The organism is Paraburkholderia caffeinilytica (assembly GCF_051027425.1).
GTDB classification, from domain to species: Bacteria; Pseudomonadota; Gammaproteobacteria; order Burkholderiales; family Burkholderiaceae; genus Paraburkholderia; species Paraburkholderia caffeinilytica_A.
On the sequence record NZ_CP186553.1, the window covers coordinates 771,451 to 796,024 of the forward strand.

19 protein-coding genes are annotated in these 24,574 nt (G+C 55.6%); 10 read left to right on the forward strand and 9 right to left on the reverse strand.

The features are described 5' to 3' along the window. Positions 1 to 15 precede the first annotated feature (15 nt). Positions 16 to 945, reverse strand: a complete 930-nt coding sequence (locus ACOSV0_RS24040) for a LysR family transcriptional regulator (RefSeq protein WP_434114354.1) — start codon at positions 943 to 945, stop codon at positions 16 to 18. A gap of 185 nt (positions 946 to 1,130) precedes the next feature. Between ACOSV0_RS24040 and ACOSV0_RS24045 the strand changes: the two genes are divergently transcribed. After that, on the forward strand, positions 1,131 to 1,835 hold the full coding sequence (locus ACOSV0_RS24045; protein ID WP_434114356.1) for an SDR family NAD(P)-dependent oxidoreductase: 705 nt from the start codon (positions 1,131 to 1,133) through the stop codon (positions 1,833 to 1,835). Positions 1,836 to 1,864: 29 nt separating this feature from the next. Here the strand turns inward: ACOSV0_RS24045 and ACOSV0_RS24050 are convergent, their stop codons facing one another. Continuing rightward, entirely contained in the window at positions 1,865 to 2,440 is a 576-nt protein-coding gene (locus tag ACOSV0_RS24050; protein WP_434116106.1) for a TetR/AcrR family transcriptional regulator, read from the reverse strand. A gap of 146 nt (positions 2,441 to 2,586) precedes the next feature. Between ACOSV0_RS24050 and ACOSV0_RS24055 the strand changes: the two genes are divergently transcribed. Continuing rightward, positions 2,587 to 3,288: a glutathione S-transferase gene (locus ACOSV0_RS24055; RefSeq protein ID WP_434114357.1), complete on the forward strand. Its 702-nt coding sequence runs from the start codon at positions 2,587 to 2,589 to the stop codon at positions 3,286 to 3,288. Positions 3,289 to 3,360: 72 nt separating this feature from the next. On the opposite strand, the gene ACOSV0_RS24060 is transcribed toward ACOSV0_RS24055, so the two are convergent. The 3 genes from ACOSV0_RS24060 to ACOSV0_RS24070 form a co-directional block, all read right to left on the reverse strand. Continuing rightward, entirely contained in the window at positions 3,361 to 3,831 is a 471-nt protein-coding gene (locus ACOSV0_RS24060) for a hypothetical protein (protein ID WP_434114359.1), read from the reverse strand. A gap of 440 nt (positions 3,832 to 4,271) precedes the next feature. Further along, positions 4,272 to 4,724, reverse strand: a complete 453-nt coding sequence (locus ACOSV0_RS24065; RefSeq protein WP_434114361.1) for a DUF3828 domain-containing protein — start codon at positions 4,722 to 4,724, stop codon at positions 4,272 to 4,274. A gap of 8 nt (positions 4,725 to 4,732) precedes the next feature. Next, positions 4,733 to 5,011 carry a CHAP domain-containing protein gene (locus ACOSV0_RS24070; protein ID WP_434114363.1) on the reverse strand — a complete coding sequence of 93 codons (279 nt, stop codon included), beginning with the start codon at positions 5,009 to 5,011 and terminating at the stop codon, positions 4,733 to 4,735. A 489-nt stretch (positions 5,012 to 5,500) separates the two neighbouring features. Here ACOSV0_RS24070 and ACOSV0_RS24075 point away from each other — a divergent pair, with 489 nt between their 5' ends. The 3 genes from ACOSV0_RS24075 to ACOSV0_RS24085 all read left to right on the forward strand — a co-directional run bounded on the left by ACOSV0_RS24075 (position 5,501) and on the right by ACOSV0_RS24085 (position 8,032). Then, positions 5,501 to 6,358 (forward strand): phosphoribosyltransferase-like protein, encoded by an 858-nt coding sequence (locus tag ACOSV0_RS24075; RefSeq protein WP_434114365.1) that lies wholly within the window; start codon positions 5,501 to 5,503, stop codon positions 6,356 to 6,358. A gap of 1 nt (position 6,359) precedes the next feature. Further along, a complete protein-coding gene (locus tag ACOSV0_RS24080; RefSeq protein WP_434114367.1) occupies positions 6,360 to 6,722 on the forward strand; it encodes a hypothetical protein in 363 nt (120 codons plus the stop codon). Between the two features lie 278 nt (positions 6,723 to 7,000). After that, positions 7,001 to 8,032, forward strand: a complete 1,032-nt coding sequence (locus ACOSV0_RS24085; RefSeq protein WP_434114368.1) for a reverse transcriptase family protein — start codon at positions 7,001 to 7,003, stop codon at positions 8,030 to 8,032. A gap of 869 nt (positions 8,033 to 8,901) precedes the next feature. Here ACOSV0_RS24085 and ACOSV0_RS24090 read toward each other — a convergent pair. After that, a complete protein-coding gene (locus tag ACOSV0_RS24090) occupies positions 8,902 to 12,339 on the reverse strand; it encodes an AAA domain-containing protein (RefSeq protein WP_434114370.1) in 3,438 nt (1,145 codons plus the stop codon). Between the two features lie 601 nt (positions 12,340 to 12,940). On the opposite strand from ACOSV0_RS24090, the gene ACOSV0_RS24095 reads away from it, so the two are divergent. From ACOSV0_RS24095 to ACOSV0_RS24105, 3 genes are read left to right on the forward strand one after another with little or no spacing between them, the layout of a single operon-like run. Further along, complete coding sequence (locus tag ACOSV0_RS24095; protein WP_434114371.1) at positions 12,941 to 16,879, forward strand: type VI secretion system Vgr family protein; 3,939 nt, start codon at positions 12,941 to 12,943, stop codon at positions 16,877 to 16,879. A gap of 1 nt (position 16,880) precedes the next feature. Continuing rightward, positions 16,881 to 17,714, forward strand: a complete 834-nt coding sequence (locus ACOSV0_RS24100; protein ID WP_434114373.1) for a hypothetical protein — start codon at positions 16,881 to 16,883, stop codon at positions 17,712 to 17,714. Positions 17,715 to 17,758: 44 nt separating this feature from the next. Next, the gene (locus ACOSV0_RS24105; RefSeq protein WP_434114375.1) at positions 17,759 to 19,021 is read left to right on the forward strand and encodes a type VI immunity family protein; all 1,263 of its coding nucleotides are present in this window, start codon (positions 17,759 to 17,761) and stop codon (positions 19,019 to 19,021) included. A gap of 76 nt (positions 19,022 to 19,097) precedes the next feature. Here the strand turns inward: ACOSV0_RS24105 and ACOSV0_RS24110 are convergent, their stop codons facing one another. The 3 genes from ACOSV0_RS24110 to ACOSV0_RS24120 form a co-directional block, all read right to left on the reverse strand. Next, positions 19,098 to 19,949, reverse strand: a complete 852-nt coding sequence (locus tag ACOSV0_RS24110; RefSeq protein WP_434114377.1) for a carbohydrate ABC transporter permease — start codon at positions 19,947 to 19,949, stop codon at positions 19,098 to 19,100. Next, positions 19,946 to 20,836, reverse strand: a complete 891-nt coding sequence (locus ACOSV0_RS24115; protein ID WP_434114379.1) for a carbohydrate ABC transporter permease — start codon at positions 20,834 to 20,836, stop codon at positions 19,946 to 19,948. The genes ACOSV0_RS24110 and ACOSV0_RS24115 overlap by 4 nt, the downstream gene beginning before the upstream one ends. Before the next feature lie 201 nt (positions 20,837 to 21,037). After that, the gene (locus ACOSV0_RS24120; protein ID WP_434114381.1) at positions 21,038 to 22,270 is read right to left on the reverse strand and encodes an ABC transporter substrate-binding protein; all 1,233 of its coding nucleotides are present in this window, start codon (positions 22,268 to 22,270) and stop codon (positions 21,038 to 21,040) included. A gap of 336 nt (positions 22,271 to 22,606) precedes the next feature. Here ACOSV0_RS24120 and ACOSV0_RS24125 point away from each other — a divergent pair, with 336 nt between their 5' ends. Continuing rightward, a complete protein-coding gene (locus tag ACOSV0_RS24125; protein WP_434114383.1) occupies positions 22,607 to 23,380 on the forward strand; it encodes an SDR family oxidoreductase in 774 nt (257 codons plus the stop codon). A 96-nt stretch (positions 23,381 to 23,476) separates the two neighbouring features. Continuing rightward, a complete protein-coding gene (locus tag ACOSV0_RS24130; RefSeq protein WP_434114385.1) occupies positions 23,477 to 24,559 on the forward strand; it encodes an ABC transporter ATP-binding protein in 1,083 nt (360 codons plus the stop codon). The last annotated feature ends 15 nt before the right edge of the window (positions 24,560 to 24,574 follow it).

The window sequence follows — 24,574 nt, forward strand, 5'->3', positions numbered from 1 at the left end:
GACCGCATCGAGCCTTCACAGCCTTTCCCGACACACAGCGAGTACCAGTTGACGGAGCCAACGGTGAACAGGATCGACCTCTAAACGAGGGTGCCACATCTGCGATACCGTGATTTCGCCGGTCGTTACGGGAAGTTCGAAGGCGTAGTACGGGGTGCTGGATGTGGGCGATTCTTGCTGTTCAGGCCGCTTGCCCATAAGAGACGCGGGCACGAGCGCGATCAGGTCGGAGGCTCGCGCCACGGCGAGCGCTGCGGGAAAACTCGGAACGACAGCGACGATCGTTCGTTCCAACCCTAACGCGGCGAGCGCCTCATCAACGGGTCCGCTCGTGCTGCCGCGCCGTGAAGCGACGACATGGCCGAAGGCGATGTACCGTTCGGCCGTTACCTCGCCGCGCTCCGCGGCGAGTGGATGGCCCTGTCTGACCACGCCAAGAAAGCGGTCGCGGAATAACGCCTGCAGGCGAACTTCCGGACCCATTTCGCCCAGCACACCGATCTCAAGATCAGCAGAACCGTCGCGCAAATATGCCGCTGACTTTTCAAGCTTGGGCGCAAAACGCAAACGCACGAGCGGCGCAGCCGCGGTCGCCGCGGCGATTAGTGAAGCGCCGATCGCTTCCACAAAACCGTCGTTGGCGCGAATCGTAAAGGTCCGCTGCAGCGTTGAAAAATCCGGTTCCGACGTTGACGGGCGCAGTACGGCGCGTGCCTCGTTAACCGCATTGGGCGTGCGTCGACGCAGTGCCTCCGCGTGAGGCGTCAACACCATGCGACGCCCCGCCCGAACCAATAACGGGTCGCCGGTCGCCTCGCGCAGCCGGGTGAGGGTTCGGCTCATTGCGGAGGCGCTCAATCCCAGTCGACGCGCAGCGCCGGCCACGCTGCCATCGGCGAGCAATGCGTCGAGCGCAATGAGTAAATTCAGATCGGGTTCTGGCATGCCTGATCCTAGCACCATTCGTTGAGACATGGCGTTTGGTGCAGGTTATAAGTGCAACTGCTGCGTCTTCCGCCATGTCTGGCTCGTCGATATATTCCTTGTATCGACTCGTGACCGGGCGGCGTGATATCTCGAAAGCCACGTTCCGCCGCGTCCCACTGGGTCTTACTCATCGGGAGCTATCAATGAACGACTTATCTCCGCAGAAAACCGTCCTCCTCATCGGCGCATCGCGCGGGCTCGGATTCGCTATGGTCGAGGAATATCTCAAGCGCGGCTGGCGAGTGATTGCCACCGGGCGGGCGAACTCAACAGAAAAGCTGCACCGACTCTCGGACGGCACCCAAGGTGCGCTGGAGGTTGAAACAGTGGATATCACGATTCCCGACCAGGTCGCCGCGTTGCACGGTCGTCTTAAAGATCGGCGAGTGGACGTGCTTTTCGTGAATGCCGGCGTCAAAAACGAAGATGGCGAAACGATCGCCGATGTCTCGACCGGGGAATTCGTGCGCGTCATGGTGACGAACGCGTTGAGTCCGATGAGGACCATCGAGGCGTTCCAGGACCTCGTGCGGCCGACCGGAACGATCGGTGTCATGTCGTCCGGACAAGGCAGCCTCACCAACAACACGAATGGCCATTACGAGGTCTACCGGAGCACGAAGGCGGCGCTCAACATGCTCATGCGCAGCTTTGCGGCGCGCCACCAGGACGACGCGAAAACCTTGCTATTGATGGCGCCGGGATGGGTCAAGACGGACATGGGCGGCCCTGATGCGCGTCTGACTATCGAGGAAAGTATCCCGAACTTGCTGAGCACGATGGAGGCTTACGAAGGGCGCGCCGGGTTGCATTACCTCGACTACCTGGGAAGAGTCGTTCCATGGTGAGCGCAGCGGCGGCATACGCGTATACGCGCCTATGCCGGCAGGAGACCCGCCACGCGATAGCTGTCGATTAACGCGTCATAGAGCGAGATATCCGCGCGGCTTCTCGCAAAGAGTTGAGCACCGGCGACGGCGGCGAAGATGGCGCGGGCCCGCTGCTCACTCTCCTCTGCACTGACCACGGCCGCGGTGGACAGAACCTTGCTCAGCCACGCAACATTCACATCAGCAAAGGTTTGGACCTCTTTCTTCACCGCTTCCGGCAGGTCGTCATATTCGGCGGACATGAAGCTGCAGAGGCACATGCGATTGTCACTCGCGAGCGCCTTGCGAAACGTATCGGGATATTGCCGCAGGCTGTGGACCGGGTCTGCGGATTCGGCCAGGAGTGCGTCTAGCGCAACTGCTGAGTCCTCCCAATAACGCCTCGCGACCTCTGCGCCGAGATCGGCCTTGCTTGGGAAGTGATGGTAGATGCTCGCGGCCCGAATGCCGACTTCCTCCGCGAGATCGCGAAAATTCAATCCGCCGTAGCCATGCGCCTGCGCGACCCGTTTAGCGGCCGCCAGGATGTTCTCCCTCGAGTTTGAGCTCGCTTCATTCCTCACTGCTGCCGCCTTCGTAATCGAAAAATGAGTGTTGACGGGGGTCATTATAGCGCCTACAGTAAACCTACCAAGTGGTAGGTAGATTTGTGGGAATGCAGATTCCGACGCCATCTACCCGAGGCCACCTAACCGTAGAGAGGCAATCAATGAGTTCCGGCGCTATTAATTTCGATGTGACCCAATTGGCTGTGATGAAGATCCACGATTGGCCCACCGGCCCCTATCCGGGGCGCGTCCGTATCGCTTTGGCGGAGAAGAACCTGCAATCGCGCGTCGAGTTTGTGACGGTCGATCTCTTCAAAGGCGAGCACAAGAAGGCCGAGTTTCTCGCCAAGAACTACTCGGGCACGCTGCCGGTGCTTGAACTCGACGACGGGACTTTCATCGCCGAATGCACGGCCATTACCGAATACCTCGACGGGCTTGACGGCGCGCCCACGCTGACCGGCAGGACGCCGCGCGAAAAGGGCTTGATTCACATGATGAGCAAGCGCGCCGAGTTGGAGCTACTCGATGCCATTAGTGTTTATTTCCACCATGGCACACCTGGGCTTGGACCCGATGTTGAGATTTATCAGAACGCGGAGTGGGGGATTCGTCAGCGGGACAAGGCTGTACGGGGGATGCGCTATTTCGATGCTGTTTTGAAGAGGCAGCCGTTTGTTGCTGGTGAGTTTTTCTCGATGGCGGATATTACGGTTATCGGTGGGTTGATCTTTGCGGCGCTTGTGGATTTGCCGGTGCCGGCGGAGTGCGAGGCGCTTCTAGCCTGGTACGCGAGAATGCAGGAGCGCCCCAGTGTGAAGAACCGGGTGACGATGTCGGAACCGAGCGAGGCGTCTGTTTGAGTTTGTTTGGGTTTGGTTGATCGCGCTCTGCTCGGTTACTTGCTGACGGCGTGTGTTGGCCGCGATTAGTGGTTAGTGTTGTGCGGGAATTGGCTGTTGGGGTAGGTCTTTTCCTGCGCTCGCTGCGGCTTTGGCTGATGTGCGTTTGCTTGGGCTGGGTTTTGCGGTTTTGGGCGTTTCTGTTGCTATCTGTGATGCTTCTTCAAGAAGGCGCGCTGCACGGTTTGCGGTGATGCGGCTTTGAGGGACGCCCTTTGCGTCGAGTGCGATCACTTGATACAGCTCGCGGTCGCACTCGAGCGTCTGCTGATATTGCTCTGCCGTGTCGACGAGCAATTCAAGCATGGTCTGCTGGCGTCGTCTTTCCTCAATCGTGATGGCAGGATTCCTACACATTGAGGACGCAAGTGTGATCAATGTGTTGAGTTGGCTCAACTGCCGGTTGCAGAGATCGAAAGCCTGCAATGCAAGTTTTTCGTATTGGAGCGCGTCGACTGGCGGACGTGATGCGGGTTGAGATTGTTTTTTAGGTTTGTTGTTCATGGTGCGACCTCCCTGGTACTGCCTGGATCGCCCGACACTCGCTTGCTTGGGGAAGTGGGTGAGCGGGCACGTGGCGGGTTTGGAAGACCGGGATCGTAACGAACCGGCGAGCCTTGCGGCTCCCCCACCACAGCCCGCCCATAGAAATATAGACGTGCAGAGGTAGACGCACGCCCCGCCTGAGCGGGGGTGCGGTTACGATCACAGGCTTCCACACCTGACCATCGAGTGTTTCCCGACGGCTTGATGATTATAAGTCAGGGTGAGGGGAGAGCGGGCAACTGAGCGAGGTAAATGATTGGGGTTGGCCGATTGGATAAGGGAAGCAGGGGAGGGGCGACTCATTGAGAACCTGTGGGTCCATGCTCGGGTTTCGTCACTCGTGATGGCAGGATTGAGCACACATCTTCAGGTCAACAACGTAACCGCCTTAGACACAACTATTGATAGTCGAGCGTGTCATCGACTTTGGTGATCTTCCAACCGTCGCCTTGCTTGCGTAGAAACACCAACACGCTGATTTTGTCTTTTGAACCGAAAGTAACCGGAACAATCGCGACATCGTCGAGCATGATCGCCGGGTGCGTTGCGATGTTATTCGACCAGTCGTGTTCGTCGTAGTCCTGCACCTTCGTGAAATAGTCGGCGTCGCCAGGCAGCTTGTTATGGCGATACGCGTTTCGAAGTCTGTCGACCGTCGTTTTGGTCACGTAGGAATAAATGCCCTTGTCCAGCAACGGATAGGTGTCTTTGGATTCAAGCTTGATGTACCAGGTGTAAAACGCTTTCGTGCTTGCGTCAGGAGTCGCGCTATCCGCGAATGCCCCTTGCTGGAAAAGTAACCCGCCGACCAGCAGCAATACCGACACGGCGAGGGTAAATAGCTTCTTCATCTTTCGTCTCAGTTGTATCGATAAATTTTGTACGTCGGCTGCGATTGTCTATAGGACGGCCCGGGATAGAAGCTTTGCTGACCAGGGTGCGTTTGCTTGAAATCGGACACCCATATGGAACCGTCGAAGATCGCCATGTGCCCTGATGGGTTTCCTGGGGCTGGCTGGATCACGATCACATCGCCAGTCGCTTGACGAAAACTGACGGCCTCAAGAAGCGGGCCGTAGTCTTTGGCGTAGTGAGCGTGGTGCAGTGAGATTCCGCCCGATTCGATTGCCTTGCGCACGTATTTTGCGCAGTTGCCTGTGCTGTGTGATTCTGCGTGGTTACTATCGTACGTCAAGGCAATCGCATGACAGTACACAATTTGATTCAAATCTCTATGACTGGGTTGTCCCTACAGGGCCAAGCTATGACCCAAGGAAAATCGGATGGCGATTCACCTAGAGGACGCACCCCGGCGGTTATGCAGATTTCGACAGTGGCATGTCACTTGGAACCGAACCTGAGACCGACCTGTCATTTGCCGTCCGTCGGCCTGCGCACGAAGTGGGAGCCTCAGCTTGTCACCTTGGTAACATCTATATCAGCCCGGCATGCGCTGAACACATCATTGGATTGTTGCTGCAAAATTGCTAGCATGATATTCAGTCTTTGTGCAACTTTCCGTAAAGAAGCGCATAAAAAAATACCTAAGAACTAGTCGTGTCAGTGATCACATGCTAGATTCCGTCAATCTATCTATGGCGCGTATAACTTACTCTTGAAATAAACGATGCGACCGGAAAAGTGGCGAAAGGGGCTGGTGATTGAGTTGGCTCGTCTGTATAGCAGCAATGCTTGGCTCGCCCTTCGTGAGGCGGCGCTTCAGGAATTGATTGATGACTATTGCCAAGATTCCAGCGAGCAAGAACTTATACTGCAATTACTCAATCATTTCAGATTCCTTTCATCGCAAGATTACCAGGAATGTTTAAATAAAATTTCTGATTACATAACAAAGACCCTAAATCTTACGGCTAGTGACGTACTCTTGGTGTCTCCAACTTGCGACGAGCACGCGGATAGCGGTCAAGTAGTTTTATATGATTTAAAGAACACATTATTGAGCCGCGCAGGTTGGCTTGATGTGACCACATGCAGTTTCTTTGGGAAAGCTCAGCGACATATCAAGGAAGATTCGCAGATATTACTGGTAGACGAGTTCATAGGTACAGGTAGGACGTATATCGGTCGAATTCGAGAAATGCGAAGGCATTTTCAAAGCAGGGGAATTGGGAAGTTTGAAATTCATGGAGTAGCGATTGCTTCGACTCCGCATGGAAAGGACCATATCGCGAAAGAGACGGGGATCGATATTCATTCGGTTCTTAGTTGCGGTAAGGCAATTGATGAAATTCTTCCGTCCTCAGCTAAGGCGAGTAATTATCAATTAATGGATGCACTTGAGTCTAGGCTTTCCGCGAATTATGAGGCTCATATACTGCCTAAACTTGGCGATGGTAGTTGTGAATCACTCTACGGGAGAGAGGGCGGGAACTGCCCAAACTCGGTCCTACCTGTGTTTTGGTGGCCATTGTCGGTTGACCAAAAAAGACGCAGGACGATATTGAATCGTAGCTTTGGGAAATAGCATGAATACGAAGCCTACGCGGTCAGAGCTGCGAGTTTTGCAACTGGTTGCCTCGACTAGAGGTAAGGTCAATTTTTATATTTTACATCGAAGACTTTTTCTCTCGCCGGCAGAGATAGGTATTGTTGTGAGCAACCTTGTCGATCTGGGTTACGTAAAAACTACGGATACGGGCATTGAATTAACGGAGAAGGGGTTTAAATATATTTACTCCAGCAGAACGATGATTGCAGACTCGACGGAGAAAGTGTGGTTGACTGTTCCCGGTGAGTTTACTACGCAGCGGATCGACCCTTATCAACCTTTTGCGCCGTCCTATACTAAGTTTTTGGAAGGACGCACAAGACAGAAGAAAGTGGTATAGTTGCCGCAGAGGTGGCTGGCGATCTTAGTCTAGAGCATGTTGCTCTTTTGAACTAAGGCTGACTTTAGCCTTGTGTGCAAAATTATGTATGACATAATTTGTGCACAACTGACAAATCGAATTCGATTTGTCAGTTACTCCCATAAGATCCCGAATTCGCGAATTCGCGAATTCGGGACTTCTAGGAGTAGAAGCGCGCTACGCGCGAATTGGATCTGATCGATCGATCTTGTAGGATCGTCAGTCACTTCACCTCAACTATTATGAAACCTGAATCAATGAGATACTCGGTAAAGGACTGGGATAGATATCTCAAGGATATCGGGCTTCCGAGTGACGTCCGGGATGAGTATAGAGAATATATTAAACCGCTCGTTAAGCAGGGTCTTCCGGTAATCTTCGAATTTTCTCATCTCGCCAAATTGTTGGGTAGAACCACCGGATATTTGGCATCTGCTACCAATGCTTCGAGAAATCATTATCGAACATTTGAAATAAAAAAGAAGAATGGTAAGTCTAGGAATATTGAGGCTCCTTATCCTGCGCTGCTCGAATGCCAAAGATGGATAAACACGTACATTCTTAATGTTCTGCAGCCAGCCGCGACTTCTCACGGCTTTGTGCGTGGCAGGTCAGTTATTACCAATGCCTTGGAGCATGCGGCATGCGGGGAATTGCTTAATCTTGATTTAAAAGATTTCTTCCCAAGTATTCCTCTGAGGCGAGTAATTGCTCTATTTAAGAGTATGGGGTACTCTAATTTAGTTGCTTTTTATCTCGGTTCAATTTGTTGCTTAGATGGAAGGTTGCCACAAGGGGCTCCGACGAGTCCAGGACTTGCAAATCTCATATTGCGACCTCTCGACAGACGGCTGGCGGCATTAGCCGCTAGATTCACCCTAACGTACACAAGGTATGCGGATGATCTTTCTTTCTCGGGAGCATCGATTCACCCGTCCTTTTTGGCCTTGGTGCGGCGAGCTATTTCGGAATCTGGTTTTATAGTTAACGAGAGCAAAACCAAGATTTTCAGGGGCAACTCCAATAGAAAGATCGTAACTGGAATTAATGTTAGAGATGCTGAGCTTCGTGCGCCAAGAGAATTGAAGCGTTACGTATTCCAAGAGATTTATTTCATTGAGAAATTTGGTGTTGCCAGTCATCTTGCGAAAAAAAGAGCTAGGGATGCTGTCTATCTCGATCGTCTGCGTGGAAAATTGACCTATATACTCCAAGTTGAACCTCACAATGAGGAGGCTCATCGAAAATTGAGAGTGCTCAATAGGGCAGAGGCATTATTTTCTCGTTAAAAGATGATTGCTGATTAAGTTCGTTAGCACGTTTCGGAGTTTTTCGAATGTTTAATGCGCTCTATCCGATGCTCTGACGCTGGATAGGCCTCGGACGCTGGTGTCGACGCGTTGCCGTGTGGCAATTCGTGGGAATTGTGTCTTTCTTGGAAGATCAGTTCGACTCGACAGCTACTACTGACTGAGCGTGCTCATTCGTTGGTTCAAGCCCATGCGACACGACGGCCTCAAGGCAGAGAACTTGGCTTCTTTCGGGGATAGCGTTAGGTCTTTGACGCTCGTCAACTACGCTTTTGTCATCAGTTCAAAATCGTTCAGGGTTAGCTATTCCCACCGCCAGTGGTACGGCACGGATAAGGACCGTGAGCACAGCCTAGTTGACTCACCTGCTTTACTTCGGTGGATTGCTTCGGCAAGGGATCAGAAACTGTATGTCCTACTTGCGCGCAGGAGTCCCCGCGATATGCCGCGCATCTCGTTGTCTCTGTTGCGCTCGGGCTATTGGCGCCATGGGCAGAAGGTCAAAGCCGGCCAGAACCATACCTAGGTGCTGACCCAAAGCGAAACGCGAGTTCTCTCTGGTGTGGCGAAGCCTATAAAGCCGTCACGGATCCCTACTATTGGGCGCCGTTTGTGTTTTGTGGCGTGCAAGAGTGATGGAAGGCCGTAAGCGCTGCAAGCCAAGCGTTGGAGTGCTCACGTCCAGCAAGACAACTGATATCTTTGCTGAGCTTGCCTGACTGGTCGAGCACCTGCTAATACACCAGAAAGGATTGTCTCAGTGCCTAAATCAAAACTGACGCCGGTGCCTTTGCCGTCGACCAGCCAACCGAAACATTCGCACACTGGGGCACAACATTTCCTTCGCGTCACGTTGCCTGTAACGCCTTTTCCCGGTCTCGATCTACACCGCCAGTGATTCGCGCGAGCCATTGCTCGGCCGAGATCGGCTTGCCGAGCTGCGACAGTGCCTCACCAAAATACTTTCGCTCGCCCCACAGCGAAGCGTCACCCACGACAAATACCCGATGCTGCGCTCGCGTCACCGCCACATTCAAGAGATTCGGCTTAGCTGCCGCCCAGTCGGCCGATCCCGCATGATCGTGGTCGGCGCCGAGTACGAAGACGACTACGCTTTCCTCTTTGCCCTGAAACGTATGCACGGTGCCAATTCGATCGCGACACCATCGTTGGAAATCTTTCTGTGACGGCGGTCGCACATCAGTCAGTTCTTTCCAGTCAAGTCCTTGCAGTCGCGCCAGCAGATTTCTCTTAACCGCCTTGAACGGTGAAATCACATACATCGCGGGCAAAGTCCCGGATTTCGCATAGAGTTGTGCAATTAGCGACACGACAACACCGATCTGTGCCGGTACAACCTGTTTCTCCGATGTCTTGCCTCGCACATCGATCCACGCGCTCTCTCCGAGTCCGAATCGGTCGTCTGGCGGCACACGAGAGTCAGGTCCGTACACCATCTTGTCTTGATAGGCGATTCGGTTCGCGATCGGAAACATCGGATAAACACAGCGTCGGTGCACCCGCAGTGGACTCCCAATCCACAAGGGATCTTCTCCATCGACCGTTACGTAGGTGCCGTATGGATTAGCATCGTCAGCCAGGCGCTGAACCGACACTTTGGCAGGAGAGTATCGTCCGTCCGCCGTGTGGGGTGACAGGTTCGCTAACGCATTGATCAAACTGACGGGCACCGTGAACACAGGTTCGATTTGCAGCGGGTCGCCCACCACCATCGCGCGTCGGGCGCGCCACAACGCGCCGACAGCCGCTTGAGGCACTGCCTGCCCGGCTTCGTCGATGAAGAGCCAGCCGATCGAGCGCGGCCCCATCCCGCGAAACTGCCGCGCGAACGAAGCAAAGGTCGTGGATACGACCGGTACGACCATGAACAGGCTCTGCCAGATCAACTCCGCGTCGGCGGCATTTTCCAGACGCGTGCCATTTACCATTTTGCCGATCGCAAACAGGTTGCCGCCAAAACCTGCTCCGCCTGTCTGTGCGACTTCGGCGAACCACGCTTCGTGCAGAGCAAGCGCAGCCACGAAAAGTTGCGAGCGTAAGCTCGCCAGGTCCGGGTCTTGCCAAAATCCATCTCGCTGAACGCCGTCCGTCTCGATCATTTCCAGTGGACCCGGCAAAGTCATCTTGCCGAACTGCCGCCGGTAATCGGCGAGCTGCGCCTGATTCTTGCGCCACGTAGTCTGTGCATCGGACAGCGCTGTTTTGGCAAGCGTAACTCGCGATATAGCTTGGCTTGTTGTCTCTGCTGTCGCAGTTGACGCCGCACGGCATTGACTCAGTTTACGGCGCGCGTCAATCTGCGCATGAGCGTTTTGGGCAACATCCGTGGCATGCCGAAGTGCCACTTCCGTGCGGAACAGCTTAGCGAGACGTCCCGGACGCACACGGTCGAGAAGCCGCTCTTCCTCCTTCAGGTCCGCAAGCGAGGCTTCAACCTCTTTCAGCGCGGCATCATTTCGCAATTTCTCCACTGCCATCTGTTGTACGACGCGCTCGGCTTCAGTCAACGTGTCCGCAGCGGGACTAGTGAACTGCTCCTCCGATACGCCAGACCACACGGAGTGCAACTCGCCGTAGCGCGAGCGTTCGCTGATTGCTGTCCGGACGGCTGCGTCCGCATCAAGAAACGCACGCCGCGCCGATTCATACGTCGGTCCCGAGTACTGCTTGATCCAATCCCAAACAGCGCGCGGGTCGTTCGAACCGCCGCGTTCATCTTCCCGGCGCTTGTCTTCGAAAAATCGTTCACGGAAACGCCGCCGGTTCTTCCTGTTGCCAAGCGCGCACGAAATCAAACCCCAGGGTATGTCCTGCGGCTGGAGCTTTGCAAAGCGCTTCTCTCCCGTTTGCGCAGCGATCTTGTGCGCGATCGGCTGGAGATACCGCACACCCTGCCACGCATCACCCAATTGTTTACGCTTTGGCAAATCGCCAGAAATGTTCTCGACCGCCGCGTTGTTCGATGACGCCACCACCATTTCGAACCCTGTCAACTCGGGACGCAGTCGACGAATTGTCGCGATATTCCCATCCGTAAAGGCGATTTTGACCCTTGCACCCGAGAGGGCGTCGGCTGCATTCGTCAATGCGGATAGTTGTCGGGCGCGCTGTACTACATTCTCGGAGATCATGTCTCGCAACAACGTCGTCTTTCCGGTTCCGGGCGGTCCATTGACGGAGAATAGGCCCTCCGTTTTCAATAAGTCGAAAGCCGTATTGATCGCGAACTGTTGCATCAAGCTCATTTTCCGCGATGAGTCTTCGGGCCAGTGCCCTACATTCATTTTCGTAGGATGCAAGGCTTGAACGATCGCCGCGCGGCCTGAATCGCTATATAGATCGACGCGCCGCTGTACATCCCCCGGCGACAAATACGCAAGCAGGGTGGCCGGCAGATCGCCCTCGCGAACAGATGCCATGCATTGTTCGATATCGTCGATATAGAAGCTGTTGAGGATATCGATGGTTGGCTCGTCAGCGGCGGTGTCGTCCTCATCGTCGCTTTCTTCGTCGTTCGAGTCGGGCACTGCAGGCGAATCCGCTGGTGATGATGTTGCCGCTGTCGTCCGCACTTCCTGCGCGAGTATGGGCCGCTTGCCGTCGTTCTTTTCTTCCTTCGTGACAATCTCGAGCAACGCCACTGGTAAATCCGGAGGCAGTTCGAAACCCGACCATGTCACGAGCAATTCATGCAACGCCAGCAGTTCCTTCGCCGTAATCGGCATCGACTTTAACTCGTATTCCGAATCGGATCGGTTCCTGAGGCGCTCAAATTCGTAGTTGAACAACCTGTCGGATAAATTCTGCCGCGCTGCTTCGAACGCGGACGCACCGAGCGCGGCCAGCCCCAATCTCGAGGCCGTACCCAGTGCCCATGGCACGGTGGACACGGATAGTGGATCGAACACAGGCTGCCCTTGTGCGCTCAGATTGACTCTGGCAATACACGATCGCCCATCGAGTTGAGTGCGTTCATCATCCTCGATCGTGTTCGTCTCGGCGCTTGCGGACAACTTACTGGAAAAGTCTGAGATTGCCTGCATCTCGAAGATGCCGACATATAGCCTGAAGCCGATGAGTTCGCGCCCTCTAGGCACTTTGACTTGCAACGGAGAAGTAGAGCCTGAGGCAAGATCAGCCGGTAGCAGCCATTTGAGGGCGTCCTCGTCCGCTGTATCGAACACCTGCTGCAGATCGAACGGGATAAAAAATTCGATTTTGTGCCAATAGTCGAGGACGTCGTGAAAGCGCTGGGATTCTTTCATACCGGTTTCCGATTGCCGTTTGCCGCGGATAGCTTCCTATCATATGCTCACAGGTGAAACAAAAACTATCCCTCGGAGACTGGGAAACTCGTTTTTCTTAAAAAGTGTCTGACACGACCAACCTGTAGCCACCCCGGCGCGGTATTCACATCGACTGGCCACGTAGCTGTCCGGTCGGCTGTTCTGCAGTTTGTTTGCTTCGTGCAAATATGCAATATGCTTAGTGCCCCACCAACCAACAAAACTGTAAAGTTATGCAAAGAAAAATCAAAATCTGATTTTTCTCATAGAAGTTCTCATCCAGGTCCGTTACGTTTGGCATCACACAATAAAACAGGAAGAGACGTGATGACCGGTACCGAACTACTCACCGCATCCCCGCAGATGCGCGCCTTTGCTTCCCGCTTGCCCTTACTGCCTTGTCCATGACTCCGTCCCGGTTATCAATCGGGTAACCGGACAGTCTCGCCCAACGCATAACGCATCAACGCTCCGCGCCACCCTGGTTTCGCCGTTATGAACGACGACTAGCAATCGGCACGCGACGTAAAAAACAACACGGTCGCGACCTTGATGCGCGGCGGCTCCCCGTGGAATGACCATGTTCAATCGTATTCAGTCCCGCACGTTAGCTGTGTCCGGCGCAGCCCTGCCCACATATGGGCTCGACCGCCAACCAATTCTCACACCCATTCGGTTGCGGGGCACAGAAACGCTGGGCGAATTGTTCACCTACACGCTGGAACTCAAGACACCCGATGCGTATGCGTTTTCTCCGAGCGAGGCGGCCAACGTCGATCTCGACAAGCTCATCGGCACCGAGGTCACCGTATCAATTGAACTGGAAGGACATGGCAGATTCATGCCGGGGATGCGCGGTGACGCCGGCATGGAAAACGTCGGCGCGGGGACTCGCGAAATCACTGGCATCGTCGCATCTGCGAGCCTCTTGCGCGAAGACGGTCGTTCGATTGTCTACGAACTGGTGCTGCGCCCCTGGTTGTGGCTCGCCACGAAGAATCAGAACTGTCGTCTGTTCCAGAATCTGAATGTCGTGGAGATAACAGACACAGTGCTGTCGGCCTACACGTTCCCAGTCGAGAAGCGGCTGTTTAGTCCCGGCGCACGAACGCCTTATCCGAAGCGAGACATCCAGCGGCAGCATTGGGAGAGCGACTGGACCTTTCTCCAGCGGTTGTGGGAAGAGTGGGGCCTCTTCTACTGGTTCGAGTACAGCAACGGCAGGCATCGTCTGGTGTTGGCCGACGCAACGGCGGCGCACAAACCGCATGGCGACGCGTATCGCACGATTCGTTATGAAGCGCCGACTGGCAAACGTATCGACGAGGAGCATATCCACGCGCTCTCGGTCGAGAGTCGACTGACAACTGACGGCGTGTCGAGCGTTGACTACGACTATACGAGACCGCGCGCGGATCTCACCACGAAATACGAAGACCCTCGCGATACGGCCCAGGCGCGTCAGGAGCATTACACATGGGGCGACTGCGCGCAGCCGCAGGCAGGTGCAGCAGGTCTCACGGGTGAACATAGTCAACCACAGACTGAAGCGAGATATCTGGCGAAGGTGCGCATGGAGGCGTTGCGCTGCACTGGGCTGCGGGCCAAAGGGCAGGGCAACCTGCGCGGATTGACGACTGGCTACACCTTCGTGCTCACGCATTTCCCGCAGACGGCGGCGAACCGCGAATATGTGGTCGTGTCCAGCACGCTCGACATTGAGGAGATAGGAGAGGCAACGGGCACCGGTCAGCGCTTTCGCTGCGAAACTGACTTTGAGATTCAGCCGGTCAGCGAGCCGTTCCGCTTGATGCAGATCATTGCGAAGCCGCGCACGTCCGGTCCGGAGGTCGCCATGGTGGTGGGTCCAGAAGATCAGGAAATCTGGACCGACGCCTACGGACGTATCAAGGCTCAGTTCATCTGGGATCGACTTGGAACTCGTGATGAGAATTCTAGTTGCTGGCTCCGCGTGTCTTCGCCGTCGCAGGGCAACCAGTTCGGAGCGACATATCTTCCACGTATCGGGCAGGAAGTGCTGGTGGAGCACATCAACGGCGACCCCGACCTGCCTGTCGTAACGGGACGTGTGATCAACGCGTTCAATCAACCGCCATGGCAACTGCCCGACAACCAGGCGCTGTCCGGCGTGCGCAGTAAAGAACTGGGCGGCGGACGGACGAACCACCTCGCGATGGACGACACCAACGGTGAGATCCAGACGCAACTGTCGAGTGATCACGGTACCTCGCAATTGAGTCTCGGTTTTCTGCGGCGTATTTTCGGCAATAAGGGACGGCAGGACGCGCGTGGCAAGGGTTTTGAGCTTCGGACAGATTTCTGGGGTGTGGTGCGTGCCGGGATGGGAATGCTCATTACGACCGAGGCGCGACCCAACGCGCAGTCGCACGTAAAGGACATGGGCGAAACCGTCGCGCGACTGACACAGGCGTGCGAGCTGCATGAGAGCCTGACAGGACTTGCACAGCAGCACGAAGCGCAGCAGAAGGATGCGGACCAGAGCGAAGTTTCGAGCGCGATCAAGGCGCAAAACGACGCGATACGCGGTGGCACGCCCAAGGATGACAACCTGTTCCCCCAGTTCGCGGAACCCCATCTGACAGTCGCCAGCCCTGCTGGAATTCAGTTGACTACGGCTGGCAGCACTCACATCGCGAGCGACGAAAACCTCGCAATGACGACTGGCGGCCACATTGGTATTGCAGTGGCGCAATCTTTATTCGCGGCGATCCGCGGAGGTTACTCGCTCTTCGTCCACAAGCTCGGTATGCGTCTCGTCGCAGCGGCGGGTAAGGTTCGCATCGAGGCGCAGAGCGATAAGGTCGAAGTCATCGCGAAGAAGGCGGTGGAGTTCATCAGTACGTCGGATTGGATCAACCTGACGGCTAAACAAGGTATCCGTCTGAATGGTGGCGGTTCGGAACTAGAAATTAGCGCGGCAGGGATTCGTGGTTTCACTAACGGCCAATTCCTTGTTCATGCAGCGAGCCATGTGACCGATGTGGCACGGGGGAAGCCCGTAAAGATGCCATTGACGGACGTAACGTCGGCGAAGGTGGCCGAGCACTTTGTGTTGATAGAAAACTGCTCTGGATTGCGCATACCAGAGCAGCCTTATCGAATTACGTTGGGCGATGGGCAGGTGATCGAAGGAAATACAAGTGAGTCGGGTGAGACGGCGTTGGTGTTAGCCGAAACCATTCAGATTGCTACCGTTGAAATCCTTCACAACGACGGAACGGGCAACGCAGCCGCTGTCTATCATCCATCAATAACGCAATCAACGCCACGCGCAGGCGTATCCGATCGCAGCCCCGACATAGGCTTCGAAAAGCGCACCGTTCAAACACGTGCGGTTGGATCGAAGAAATTGCAGACCAATGGTGATCAACCATCGAGCTCTGGCTTCGACCCATACTACGCGCTTTGTAGCCCATACAATTGGGGCATGCGCTATTCAACGGCGAGTGGCAAACATCCTCGTCAATTGGAATTCCCTGTTGCAAAAGATTTTGCAACTACCCTCCACGAAGTTCTGCTTGAAAAAGTGCAATGGGGCGATAACTATTTTGGTGAAAAAGGCGGTCGTGCGTCGCTTCAGTTGACAATGCCGTTGGATGAAAGGCAATGCAATAAGATCGCTGACATTTTGTATCCCGTTGTCAGGAGCGCAGTTGCCGATCGATCATCGGGCGCATTCGCCCTTCCAGAAATGTGTGCGCCCTTAGTGGCAATAAGCCTCAATGCATTGCCAGGAGATGCGAAGGGAATATTTTCGCTTGCGGACTGGAGATTGACCGTAAGCGGTGTCGCGCTAGCTCCGCTTTTCGAGGCTAGATCAACAGATGATCAAGACGCAAGACGCCGTACTGCTGTGACAAAACTCGGGGACTTCGTCAACACGATTTATCACGAAACGCGTCACTGTCAGCAATGGTTCTGGATTTTCGCAATGGTACAGCAGCAGGCCGAAAACTTCGCGGATACACCGAACATCGTCGAATGGCCACGGAACCTGGCAAGAACCGAAACAACGCTGAATGTTGTGAAAACGGCTGCAAGCCAGAAATTTCCCTCCGATTACCTGGCGCAGACCGGTATCAAACGAATGGCGGTTGGAGCTTACTTTTATGTGTTGTACCAATACAGACTTACGCGTTCACTGCTGAGCTATACGAAAGACAATGATTCTTTCGAAAAAGAGTATGCAAGCGCGCGGCAGCAGGCGAGGAGCTTGTTGAGTGATGTAGGAGCAGGAGGTACACCAATTGACGTGGATAAGATGGTTAGCGACGGTGTTGGAGAAGGTTATACCGGCAGGCCGTGGGAAGACGATGCTTTCTTCTGCGGCGAGGTGGCTGAAATCTATTGGACAGGACATGAACCTGAAGGTATTGCTGATAACCAGTGCAGTCGCAAGTATGCACTTGACCACAACGGAAGCCGCCTCGCCGAAATCGCTGCAAAACAGTCACCCCCTAACAATGGAGAGAAGTGACATGCCAGCTGCGCCGCTTAAACGTAACATGACAGACGCTCAGCGAAAGCAATTGCTGCGCGCTGTCGAAACAGGTCTGCAATGGACTGCTGGAGAAATTTCCTTTGACGAGGTGCAACAAACTCTTGGGAAGTCTCCGGACGGACCTATCGAGCGCGGGATTGAACGCGTCTATCGATACGAGCCCGACTTCGCCACGCTGGAATTTGTATTCGATACAATCAGATCGAATGACGGTAAGGCCGCCGTCAAATATTTCATGCTTCGGGTCAGTAGTGATATCACGACACACATAGCGAAAGAGAGCTATGAATCCCTCCTTGGGCTTCACCGCCTCGTACGGGGCGAGTTGATTGACGGGGTACGAGCCGAACCGCGCGACTTCTTTAACCCCGGTCTTGGTGGTTTTCTCGGAGACCGTAATCACGTTGGACTTTCGTATCGTCTACCGTTGCCGGTTGATTCGATCTTTGATGTTTATGCGGATCTCGATTTCGAAGGACGGGATGACCCACCCGACTACGTCAGCCTGAAGGACGCGGAAAATCTGCGCTCGGTGATATTCACGCGCAGTTACCTGACGCCAACGGAACTGGATCGCCGTCGTCAAATGAAGCGTCAGAAATACGACGAGATGAATCTTTGCACCGGAATGCTCTGTCCGGAAACGGGACTATGGCAGGGCTGGTCAGAGAACGGCGCGACCGATCGGCTGTTTGTGCGGGCGGGCCAACGGTTTGACCAAGTGCGCCTCCACGCGTACCAACCGACCGTTCGCGAACAGTGGGTAAGCGGAAGATGGATGTGGATGGACGGGCGCGATGCTGGTGCGTGAGTTCGACATGCTATGAACAACTCTTCCTCTTACGAACAATCGGCATGAGTCTCTGGACACAATTTCTCAAATACGAAAACGACATCGTCTACAACGATGCCAACAGCGGTCTTCGCAAGCTTTGCGTGGGTCTGTCCGGGACGTTCTATTTCTGGGGAGGCGAGACACGTGAGAAGCGCATTGCAATAGCGAACTGCTTCGACGTGTTCGAGCGGATGTTCCGTGACCGGTTGGAATGGGTATTGCCTAACGAAGACGTGAGTCGGCGCGCTGTCAAGATTGGTGACAAAAAGGCGACTCCATCGATCCGCGAATATGTCACCACGATGCACCCGGATGATCAACTGGACTGGCGTTTATCGGGAGGACGTTCCGTTGACGATGCGAGCGACTGCTATATAGCAGTGTTGGGTACGCGACACTGGCAAACCACGGGAAAGAATGCGCCGCTATCGTGGCTTAATTTCGCCATGCCGGTTGAGGCGGTATTCGGTCCCGGAGGACAGCCAAAGCTATTTTCCGACTTTCTACGATTTTGTTGTGAAGAGTTGCGTCCGTGGAACGGTAATGCGGGTCTGGCATCGCTGTTGCCACAGGATAAGAGCGAATCGCTCGCTGATGAGTTCGACATACAACAGCGATATTTCGGCTTGGATGTGGTTGCAAGCGGTTTCTATCTGGTTGATCACCTTCAGAAGGCACTCAAAGGTGTGAACTGGCTGACGTTCTTCGACGAGGATTTCCCAAGTGCAATCCCGCAGTCGGGATGGGCGGCGTTGCGGGAGATGCCCGGTATCCAGGTCTGGAGAGCGGGTTGCACGTATGTGCTACAGGCAGGCGACCAACCGACACTTGGGCCTGTGCCAGACGGCATCCCGCAGCTCTACAAGGTCGTGAGCGATGTCATCCGAGGAATGCGACTTACGCCGATGCCGAGCTTTCACACTGGCTCAATGACCGGAGAAATCCATTTCAATGGCCGCACCAGCGAACTATGGTCACGACGCTTCGACGCGCCGGGTATTTGGCCACCATATCCTGACCAGATTGAGTTCCATAAGGTTGATGACAGCGTGGACGAATACTCAGTTGAGTCGAGCCTGCCGGGCGAGCAGCACCCTCCCGCGGATCTGCCGCCTCGGGCGGCCGTGCTCAGCGCGTTACCGGGTCAGCCGTGCCCACGCGGTGGCGAGTGGTTCAATCACTTTCTGAAAAAGACGGTACATGTCGAATCGGGTGAACCGATGCCAGGACCGGAGGTCGATGGAAATGGCAATGGGATTGTGTGGTTTTTGCGAGAAGGATGAAATCACGGCAACTGACATCTAGGTGACCGTGAAATTTGAGGAGCGGCAGGTCAGCCTCGCCGCGCCTCAAAAAGACCTACTTCACCGCCCCCAACGCCAACCCCTTAACCAAAAACCTCTGCAACCAGGCAAACACAACCGAAACCGGCAACGTCGCACAAAGAGTCGCGGCCATCACCAAATGCCACTCAACAACATACTTCCCCGCGACCATATCAGTCACTTGAACGGTCAAAGTCTTATTCTCCGGCGACCGAATCAACGTATAAACCACCGCAAACTCATTCCACGCATTGATGAAGGTGAAAATCGCCGTAACAACAATCGCCGGCACAGCCAACGGCAAGAAAACTTTAAAAACAGCCTTCGTCCTCCCACACCCCTCCAACCAGGCCGACTCCTCAAGATCCCTCGGCACCGTCTGAAAGTAAGAAGACAACATCCAAACCGCAAACGCGATATTGAACGCCGCATAAGAAACGATGACGCCAATCTTGGAGTCAACCAGATTCCCATCCCCATAAGGAATCATCGCAGCCAACCGGAACAACCCAACAACCAGCAAGATAGGCGACAACATCTGCGTCACCAACAGAAACTGCGAATACAACCCCTTCCCTCGAAACGGAAACCGAGCCAACGCATAAGCCGCCGGCAAACTCACAGCCAACGCCAGCGCAGTAGACAAAAAACTAATCACACAACTATTCCGCAGCGCCACGCCGAAGTTAGCCGCAACCCACATATCCGAAAAATTGCTCCACTGCCAATGCACCGGCAACCACCGCGCCGGGTAAACAAAGATCTCCGTAGCCGGCTTCAACGCAGTAAACAACATCACAGCAAACGGAAACAGCACGGCCACAATCAGCGGCGACAGTGCCAACCAGCACCACAGCGAGCGCTTCATCTTGACGCTAAGACTCATGACGTCTCTCCTTCTTTCGCGGGCTGCAGTCGCAGATAGGCGATCGAGAAAACGAACAGCATGACGAGCATGATCAGCGACACCGCCGCGGCTTCGCCGGGACGTCCCAGCCGGAACCCAAGCTCATAGAGATACGTAACGAGAATATGCGTGCCGTTATCCGGCCCGCCTTGCGTCATCACCCAGATGATCGGGAAAGAATTGAACACGTAGATCACATTCAACAGAATCGTCATGTTGATGAACGGCCGCAAGAGCGGCATCGTCAGCTTGCGAAACTGCTGCCACGCACTGGCGCCATCCATCCGCGCCGCTTCATAAATATCGCCCGGCACCGACGACAATCCGCCTAGCAAAATCGTCACCGTAAATGGAATCGACACCAGAATGCCCACCGCGATCTCCACCGGAAACGCGAGCTCCGGCGTCGCGAGCCAATGGATCGGACCATTGATCAAGCCAAGCCGCTGCAACGTCACGTTGACCATGCCGTAGTCATCATTGAAGGCCCAGCGCCACACCACGGCGGTCATCGTCAGCGAAACCGACCACGGCAGCATCACAATCGTGCGCGCCACGCCGCGTCCATAGAAATCCTGATTCAGCACCAGCGCAACCGGCACCGAAATCAGCACGGTGCCGCCCACCACGCACGCGGTCCAGACAATCGTCCGTTTGGCGGCGGCGAGAAACGCAGGGTCGGTGAAGATCGTGTAGAAGTTCTGCAGACCGGTGAAATCGCGAATTGCGCCGAAGCGCGAGACCTCGTGCAGCGATTGCCACACGATGTTGAAAATCGGATAGGTGATGATAAAAAGCGCCAACACCAGACTCGGCGCAATCAGCAACCAGGGCGCCTGCAGGCGCGAAGAAGCGGAACGGCTCATGCGTGCTCGATCGTAAGACGCGTCCATGTTAAAAAACGGACGCGACGGGATGGGCCGGATAGTGCATTACTTGCGTAACGTGTATTAGCGCGTATTCGCGCTTACCAACTGTACTAACGTGCATGACAACCGAAACGCGCGCCGCCTTCGCAACGGCGGCGCGCGTTTCGTATTCAACATCTTGCTACGAGACTACGCGTTTTACTTACCGAGCGACTTGTTCGCTTGCGTCGCGGCGGCATTCAACGCATCAGCAGGTTTCGCCTTGCCCAGGTAGACCGATTGCATTGCATCGGTCACGGCCTTCGCAGTGTCTTCCCAACCGGTTACGGTCGGTGCGAAGTGAGCTGTAGGCAGCAGCGCGACGAAAGCTTTGGTATCCGGATCGTTGAATGCCGGATCGGTTGCCTCAGCCTTGGTGGTCGGCAGGAAGCCTTCGGTCGTCGTGAACTCGACACGCGGTTCCTTCGTGAACAGATAGTCGAGGAACTTCCATGCCGACTTCTTCACCTTCGAGTTCTTGAACATCACGATCGAGTCGGTCACGGCATACGTGGCGTGCGTCGTGCCCATCGGGATCGGATCGATACCGTACTTCAGGTTCGGTGCTTCCTTCTTGATCTGCTTCGCGAGGAACGGCGCGGAAATCATCATCGCGACGCGGCCTTGCTTGAACAGATTCTGCACGTCTTCGCGGCTGTAGCCGGTCACGCCAGGCTGCGTCAGGCCCTGGTCGATCATGGTCTTGTAAAGCGTAGCCGCCTTGACGCCGGCCGCCGAATTGAACGCGGCCTTGCCGTCTTTGCCGACCACGTCGCCGCCGTTGGTCCACAACGCGTAGTAATAGTAGACGTCGGTTTCGATTTCCTTGCCTTGCAGACCGAAGCCCGCCACGCCCTGTGCCTTCAGTTTCTTCGAGGCTTCGATCACGTCATTCCATGTTTTCGGGCCGTCGGGATAGCCGACCTTCGCGAGCAGATCCTTGTTGTAATAGAGCGCGCGTGCGGACGCGGCGATCGGCAGGCCGTACACCTTGCCGTTGATTTCGCCCGGTGCGAGGAACGGACCGATGAAGCGGCCCTTGAAGCTGGCGTCCATGTAGCCGTCGAGCGGCTCGGCGACGTCGTCCTTCACGAAGTCGAGCAGCCAGCGCGTACCCACGATCGCCAGGTCGGCGTTGGCGCCGCCGGAGATGTCCGTTTGCAGTTTCTGTTGCAGCGTGTCCCAGTTCACGTCTTCGATCTTGATGGTCGTGCCGGGATTGGCCTTCTCGAAGTTGCGGGCCATTTTTTCGAAGTACGGCGCGGTCGCATCGCTGTAATGCGCGACCGTTACGCGGACCGTGTCGGCATGAGCCGCGACGGCGATACCTGCAAACGCGAGCGCCACGGCAATTTTGCCTAGCGCGAGGGAAGCACGGGCATGCAACGACATTTCTCTCTCTCCTGTGTCGATCGGAGTTAGCGCTTGGGCGCGTATTCCGGTCCCATCCTACGATGGTGGGGGTGGTCTGCTGCCGTCGCCGGCCGCTTTGGGTTAAATTGTTTGAAAAAATCCTACATGACGCAAAATAGCTTGTCACGTAGGGTCTGCCATATTTCTTCTCGGCAAGTTTTGTGCATAAGATGCTGTAAAGCAGGGGTATTCTGCGTAACGCGAAGTCACGGATACCCAATCTTCGGGATGACTGGACAACTGCGCGGCGTCAGGTTTGTAGGAAATTTACACGCCAGATCGGCGCTGCAACAAGGTTGAGGAACGAGGACGGACATGAATCGTGTGGTGTTGGTAACGGGCGCGTGCGGCGGTATCGGCAGCGTGCTGTGCAAGCGTTTCGTGGAGCAGGGCGACACCGTGCTGGCGCTCGATATCGACGCCGTCGCGCTGAGCGGATTGACGGTGCAGTTGGGCGCCACGCATGTCACGCCAATCGCGGTCGACCTCGGCGACGCTGCCGCGGTGCAGCAAGCGGTTGCCGAAGCAGTGAAGGCGCGTGGTCCGGTGGACGTGCTGGTCGCCAACGCGGGCGCCGCCAAGGGCATGACGCTCGCCACGACCGACGCCGCCAGCTGGCAGCGCGACATTCATCTGAATCTGAACGGCACGTATCACACGGTGGAAGCGGTGCGCGCGTCGATGATCGAGCGGCAGAAGGGTGTGCTGGTGCTGATCGGCTCGGTGAACGGCATGGCTGCGCTTGGGCATCCTGCGTATAGCGCGGCGAAGGCCGGCCTCATCAGCTACACCAAAGCGCTGGCGATCGAACTGGGCCGTTACGGCATCCGCGCGAACATCGTCTGTCCCGGCACGGTGAAGACGCAGGCGTGGCAGGCGCGCGTCGACAAGAATCCGCAGGTCTTCGAGGATCTGAAGAAGTGGTACCCGTTGCGTGACTTCGCGACGCCCGACGACATCGCCGATGCGGTGCAATTCCTCGCGTCGCCGATGGCGCGTGTGATTACCGGCGTCGCGTTACCGGTCGACGGTGGGTTGATGGCCGGCAACCGTTTGATGGCGGAAGAACTGACTCTCGAATCGCTTTGAATCGTTTTGAGCGGCTTTGACCGGATAGCGCGGCGTGTTCCTTGCTTAATGAAACAGGGCGACACGTTCGCATGACAGCACGACGATGAGGACAGCATGGCAGCAGTGCAACTGAGCGGCATCTTCAAACGCTATGGCGACACGCAAGTGGTGCACGGCATCGATCTCCACATCGACGACGGCGAGTTCGTCGTGCTGGTCGGCCCGTCGGGTTGCGGCAAAAGCACGCTGATGCGCATGGTGGCGGGGCTCGAAGAAATCAGCGGCGGCGATCTGATGATCGGCGGCACGCGTGCAAATACGCTGGCGCCGCAGCAGCGCAATATCTCGATGGTGTTCCAGAGCTACGCGCTTTATCCGCATCTGTCGGTCTATGAAAACATCGCGTTCGGGCCGCGGATTCGCAAGGAATCGTCCGCGAGTTTCAAGCCGCGGATCGAGGCCGCCGCGAAGATGCTGAACCTCGGCGGTTATCTGGATCGCTTGCCGCGTGCGCTTTCCGGTGGCCAACGTCAGCGGGTGGCGATGGGCCGAGCGGTAGTGCGCGAGCCATCGCTGTTTCTGTTCGACGAACCGCTGTCCAATCTCGACGCGAAATTGCGCGTGCAGATGCGCACGGAAATCAAGGCGCTGCATCAGCGTCTGAAGAATACGGTGATCTACGTCACGCACGATCAGATCGAAGCGATGACGATGGCTGACCGCATCGTCGTGATGAACGCGGGTCGGATCGAGCAGGTTGGCCGTCCGCTCGACCTGTACGACCGTCCCGCGAATCTGTTCGTCGCGAGCTTCCTCGGTTCGCCGTCGATGAATTTTGCTGAAGGCGTGTTGGTCAATCGCACGGACGGGCAAGGTTTCGCGTTGAAACTCACGGACGGTGGCGAGATCGTGCTGGAAGGTGCGCCTGCTTCCGCTGTTGCCGGCGCCAAGGTTACGCTCGGCGTGCGTCCCGAGCACATTGAAACCATGACCGACAATCCGGACGCGACGATGGAAGTCGAAGTGGTCGAGCCGACTGGCGCCGAAACGCATTTGTACGGGAAAATAGGCGGCAGCACGTGGTGTGTGACGACTCGCCAGCGCTCGAAAGTCGAGCCCGGTCAACGCGTGACGCTGCGCCTGCCGGCCGGGCATATTCACCTGTTCGATACGGAGAGTGGACGCAGGCTGATCTGAACCGCGTGTTGCCGC

What these genes read in the sequence shown, in the direction of transcription:
- ACOSV0_RS24125 (WP_434114383.1), top strand. Translation starts at nt 22,607, where the DNA reads ATGAATCGTGTGGTGTTGGTAACGGGCGCGTGCGGCGGTATCGGCAGC.
- ACOSV0_RS24065 (WP_434114361.1), bottom strand. Translation starts at nt 4,724, where the DNA reads ATGAAGAAGCTATTTACCCTCGCCGTGTCGGTATTGCTGCTGGTCGGC.
- ACOSV0_RS24080 (WP_434114367.1), top strand. Translation starts at nt 6,360, where the DNA reads ATGAATACGAAGCCTACGCGGTCAGAGCTGCGAGTTTTGCAACTGGTT.
- ACOSV0_RS24105 (WP_434114375.1), top strand. Translation starts at nt 17,759, where the DNA reads ATGAGTCTCTGGACACAATTTCTCAAATACGAAAACGACATCGTCTAC.
- ACOSV0_RS24130 (WP_434114385.1), top strand. Translation starts at nt 23,477, where the DNA reads ATGGCAGCAGTGCAACTGAGCGGCATCTTCAAACGCTATGGCGACACG.
- ACOSV0_RS24060 (WP_434114359.1), bottom strand. Translation starts at nt 3,831, where the DNA reads ATGAACAACAAACCTAAAAAACAATCTCAACCCGCATCACGTCCGCCA.
- ACOSV0_RS24040 (WP_434114354.1), bottom strand. Translation starts at nt 945, where the DNA reads ATGCCAGAACCCGATCTGAATTTACTCATTGCGCTCGACGCATTGCTC.
- ACOSV0_RS24090 (WP_434114370.1), bottom strand. Translation starts at nt 12,339, where the DNA reads ATGAAAGAATCCCAGCGCTTTCACGACGTCCTCGACTATTGGCACAAA.
- ACOSV0_RS24110 (WP_434114377.1), bottom strand. Translation starts at nt 19,949, where the DNA reads ATGAGTCTTAGCGTCAAGATGAAGCGCTCGCTGTGGTGCTGGTTGGCA.
- ACOSV0_RS24045 (WP_434114356.1), top strand. Translation starts at nt 1,131, where the DNA reads ATGAACGACTTATCTCCGCAGAAAACCGTCCTCCTCATCGGCGCATCG.
- ACOSV0_RS24120 (WP_434114381.1), bottom strand. Translation starts at nt 22,270, where the DNA reads ATGTCGTTGCATGCCCGTGCTTCCCTCGCGCTAGGCAAAATTGCCGTG.
- ACOSV0_RS24055 (WP_434114357.1), top strand. Translation starts at nt 2,587, where the DNA reads ATGAGTTCCGGCGCTATTAATTTCGATGTGACCCAATTGGCTGTGATG.
- ACOSV0_RS24100 (WP_434114373.1), top strand. Translation starts at nt 16,881, where the DNA reads ATGCCAGCTGCGCCGCTTAAACGTAACATGACAGACGCTCAGCGAAAG.
- ACOSV0_RS24085 (WP_434114368.1), top strand. Translation starts at nt 7,001, where the DNA reads ATGAGATACTCGGTAAAGGACTGGGATAGATATCTCAAGGATATCGGG.
- ACOSV0_RS24075 (WP_434114365.1), top strand. Translation starts at nt 5,501, where the DNA reads ATGCGACCGGAAAAGTGGCGAAAGGGGCTGGTGATTGAGTTGGCTCGT.
- ACOSV0_RS24115 (WP_434114379.1), bottom strand. Translation starts at nt 20,836, where the DNA reads ATGAGCCGTTCCGCTTCTTCGCGCCTGCAGGCGCCCTGGTTGCTGATT.
- ACOSV0_RS24095 (WP_434114371.1), top strand. Translation starts at nt 12,941, where the DNA reads ATGTTCAATCGTATTCAGTCCCGCACGTTAGCTGTGTCCGGCGCAGCC.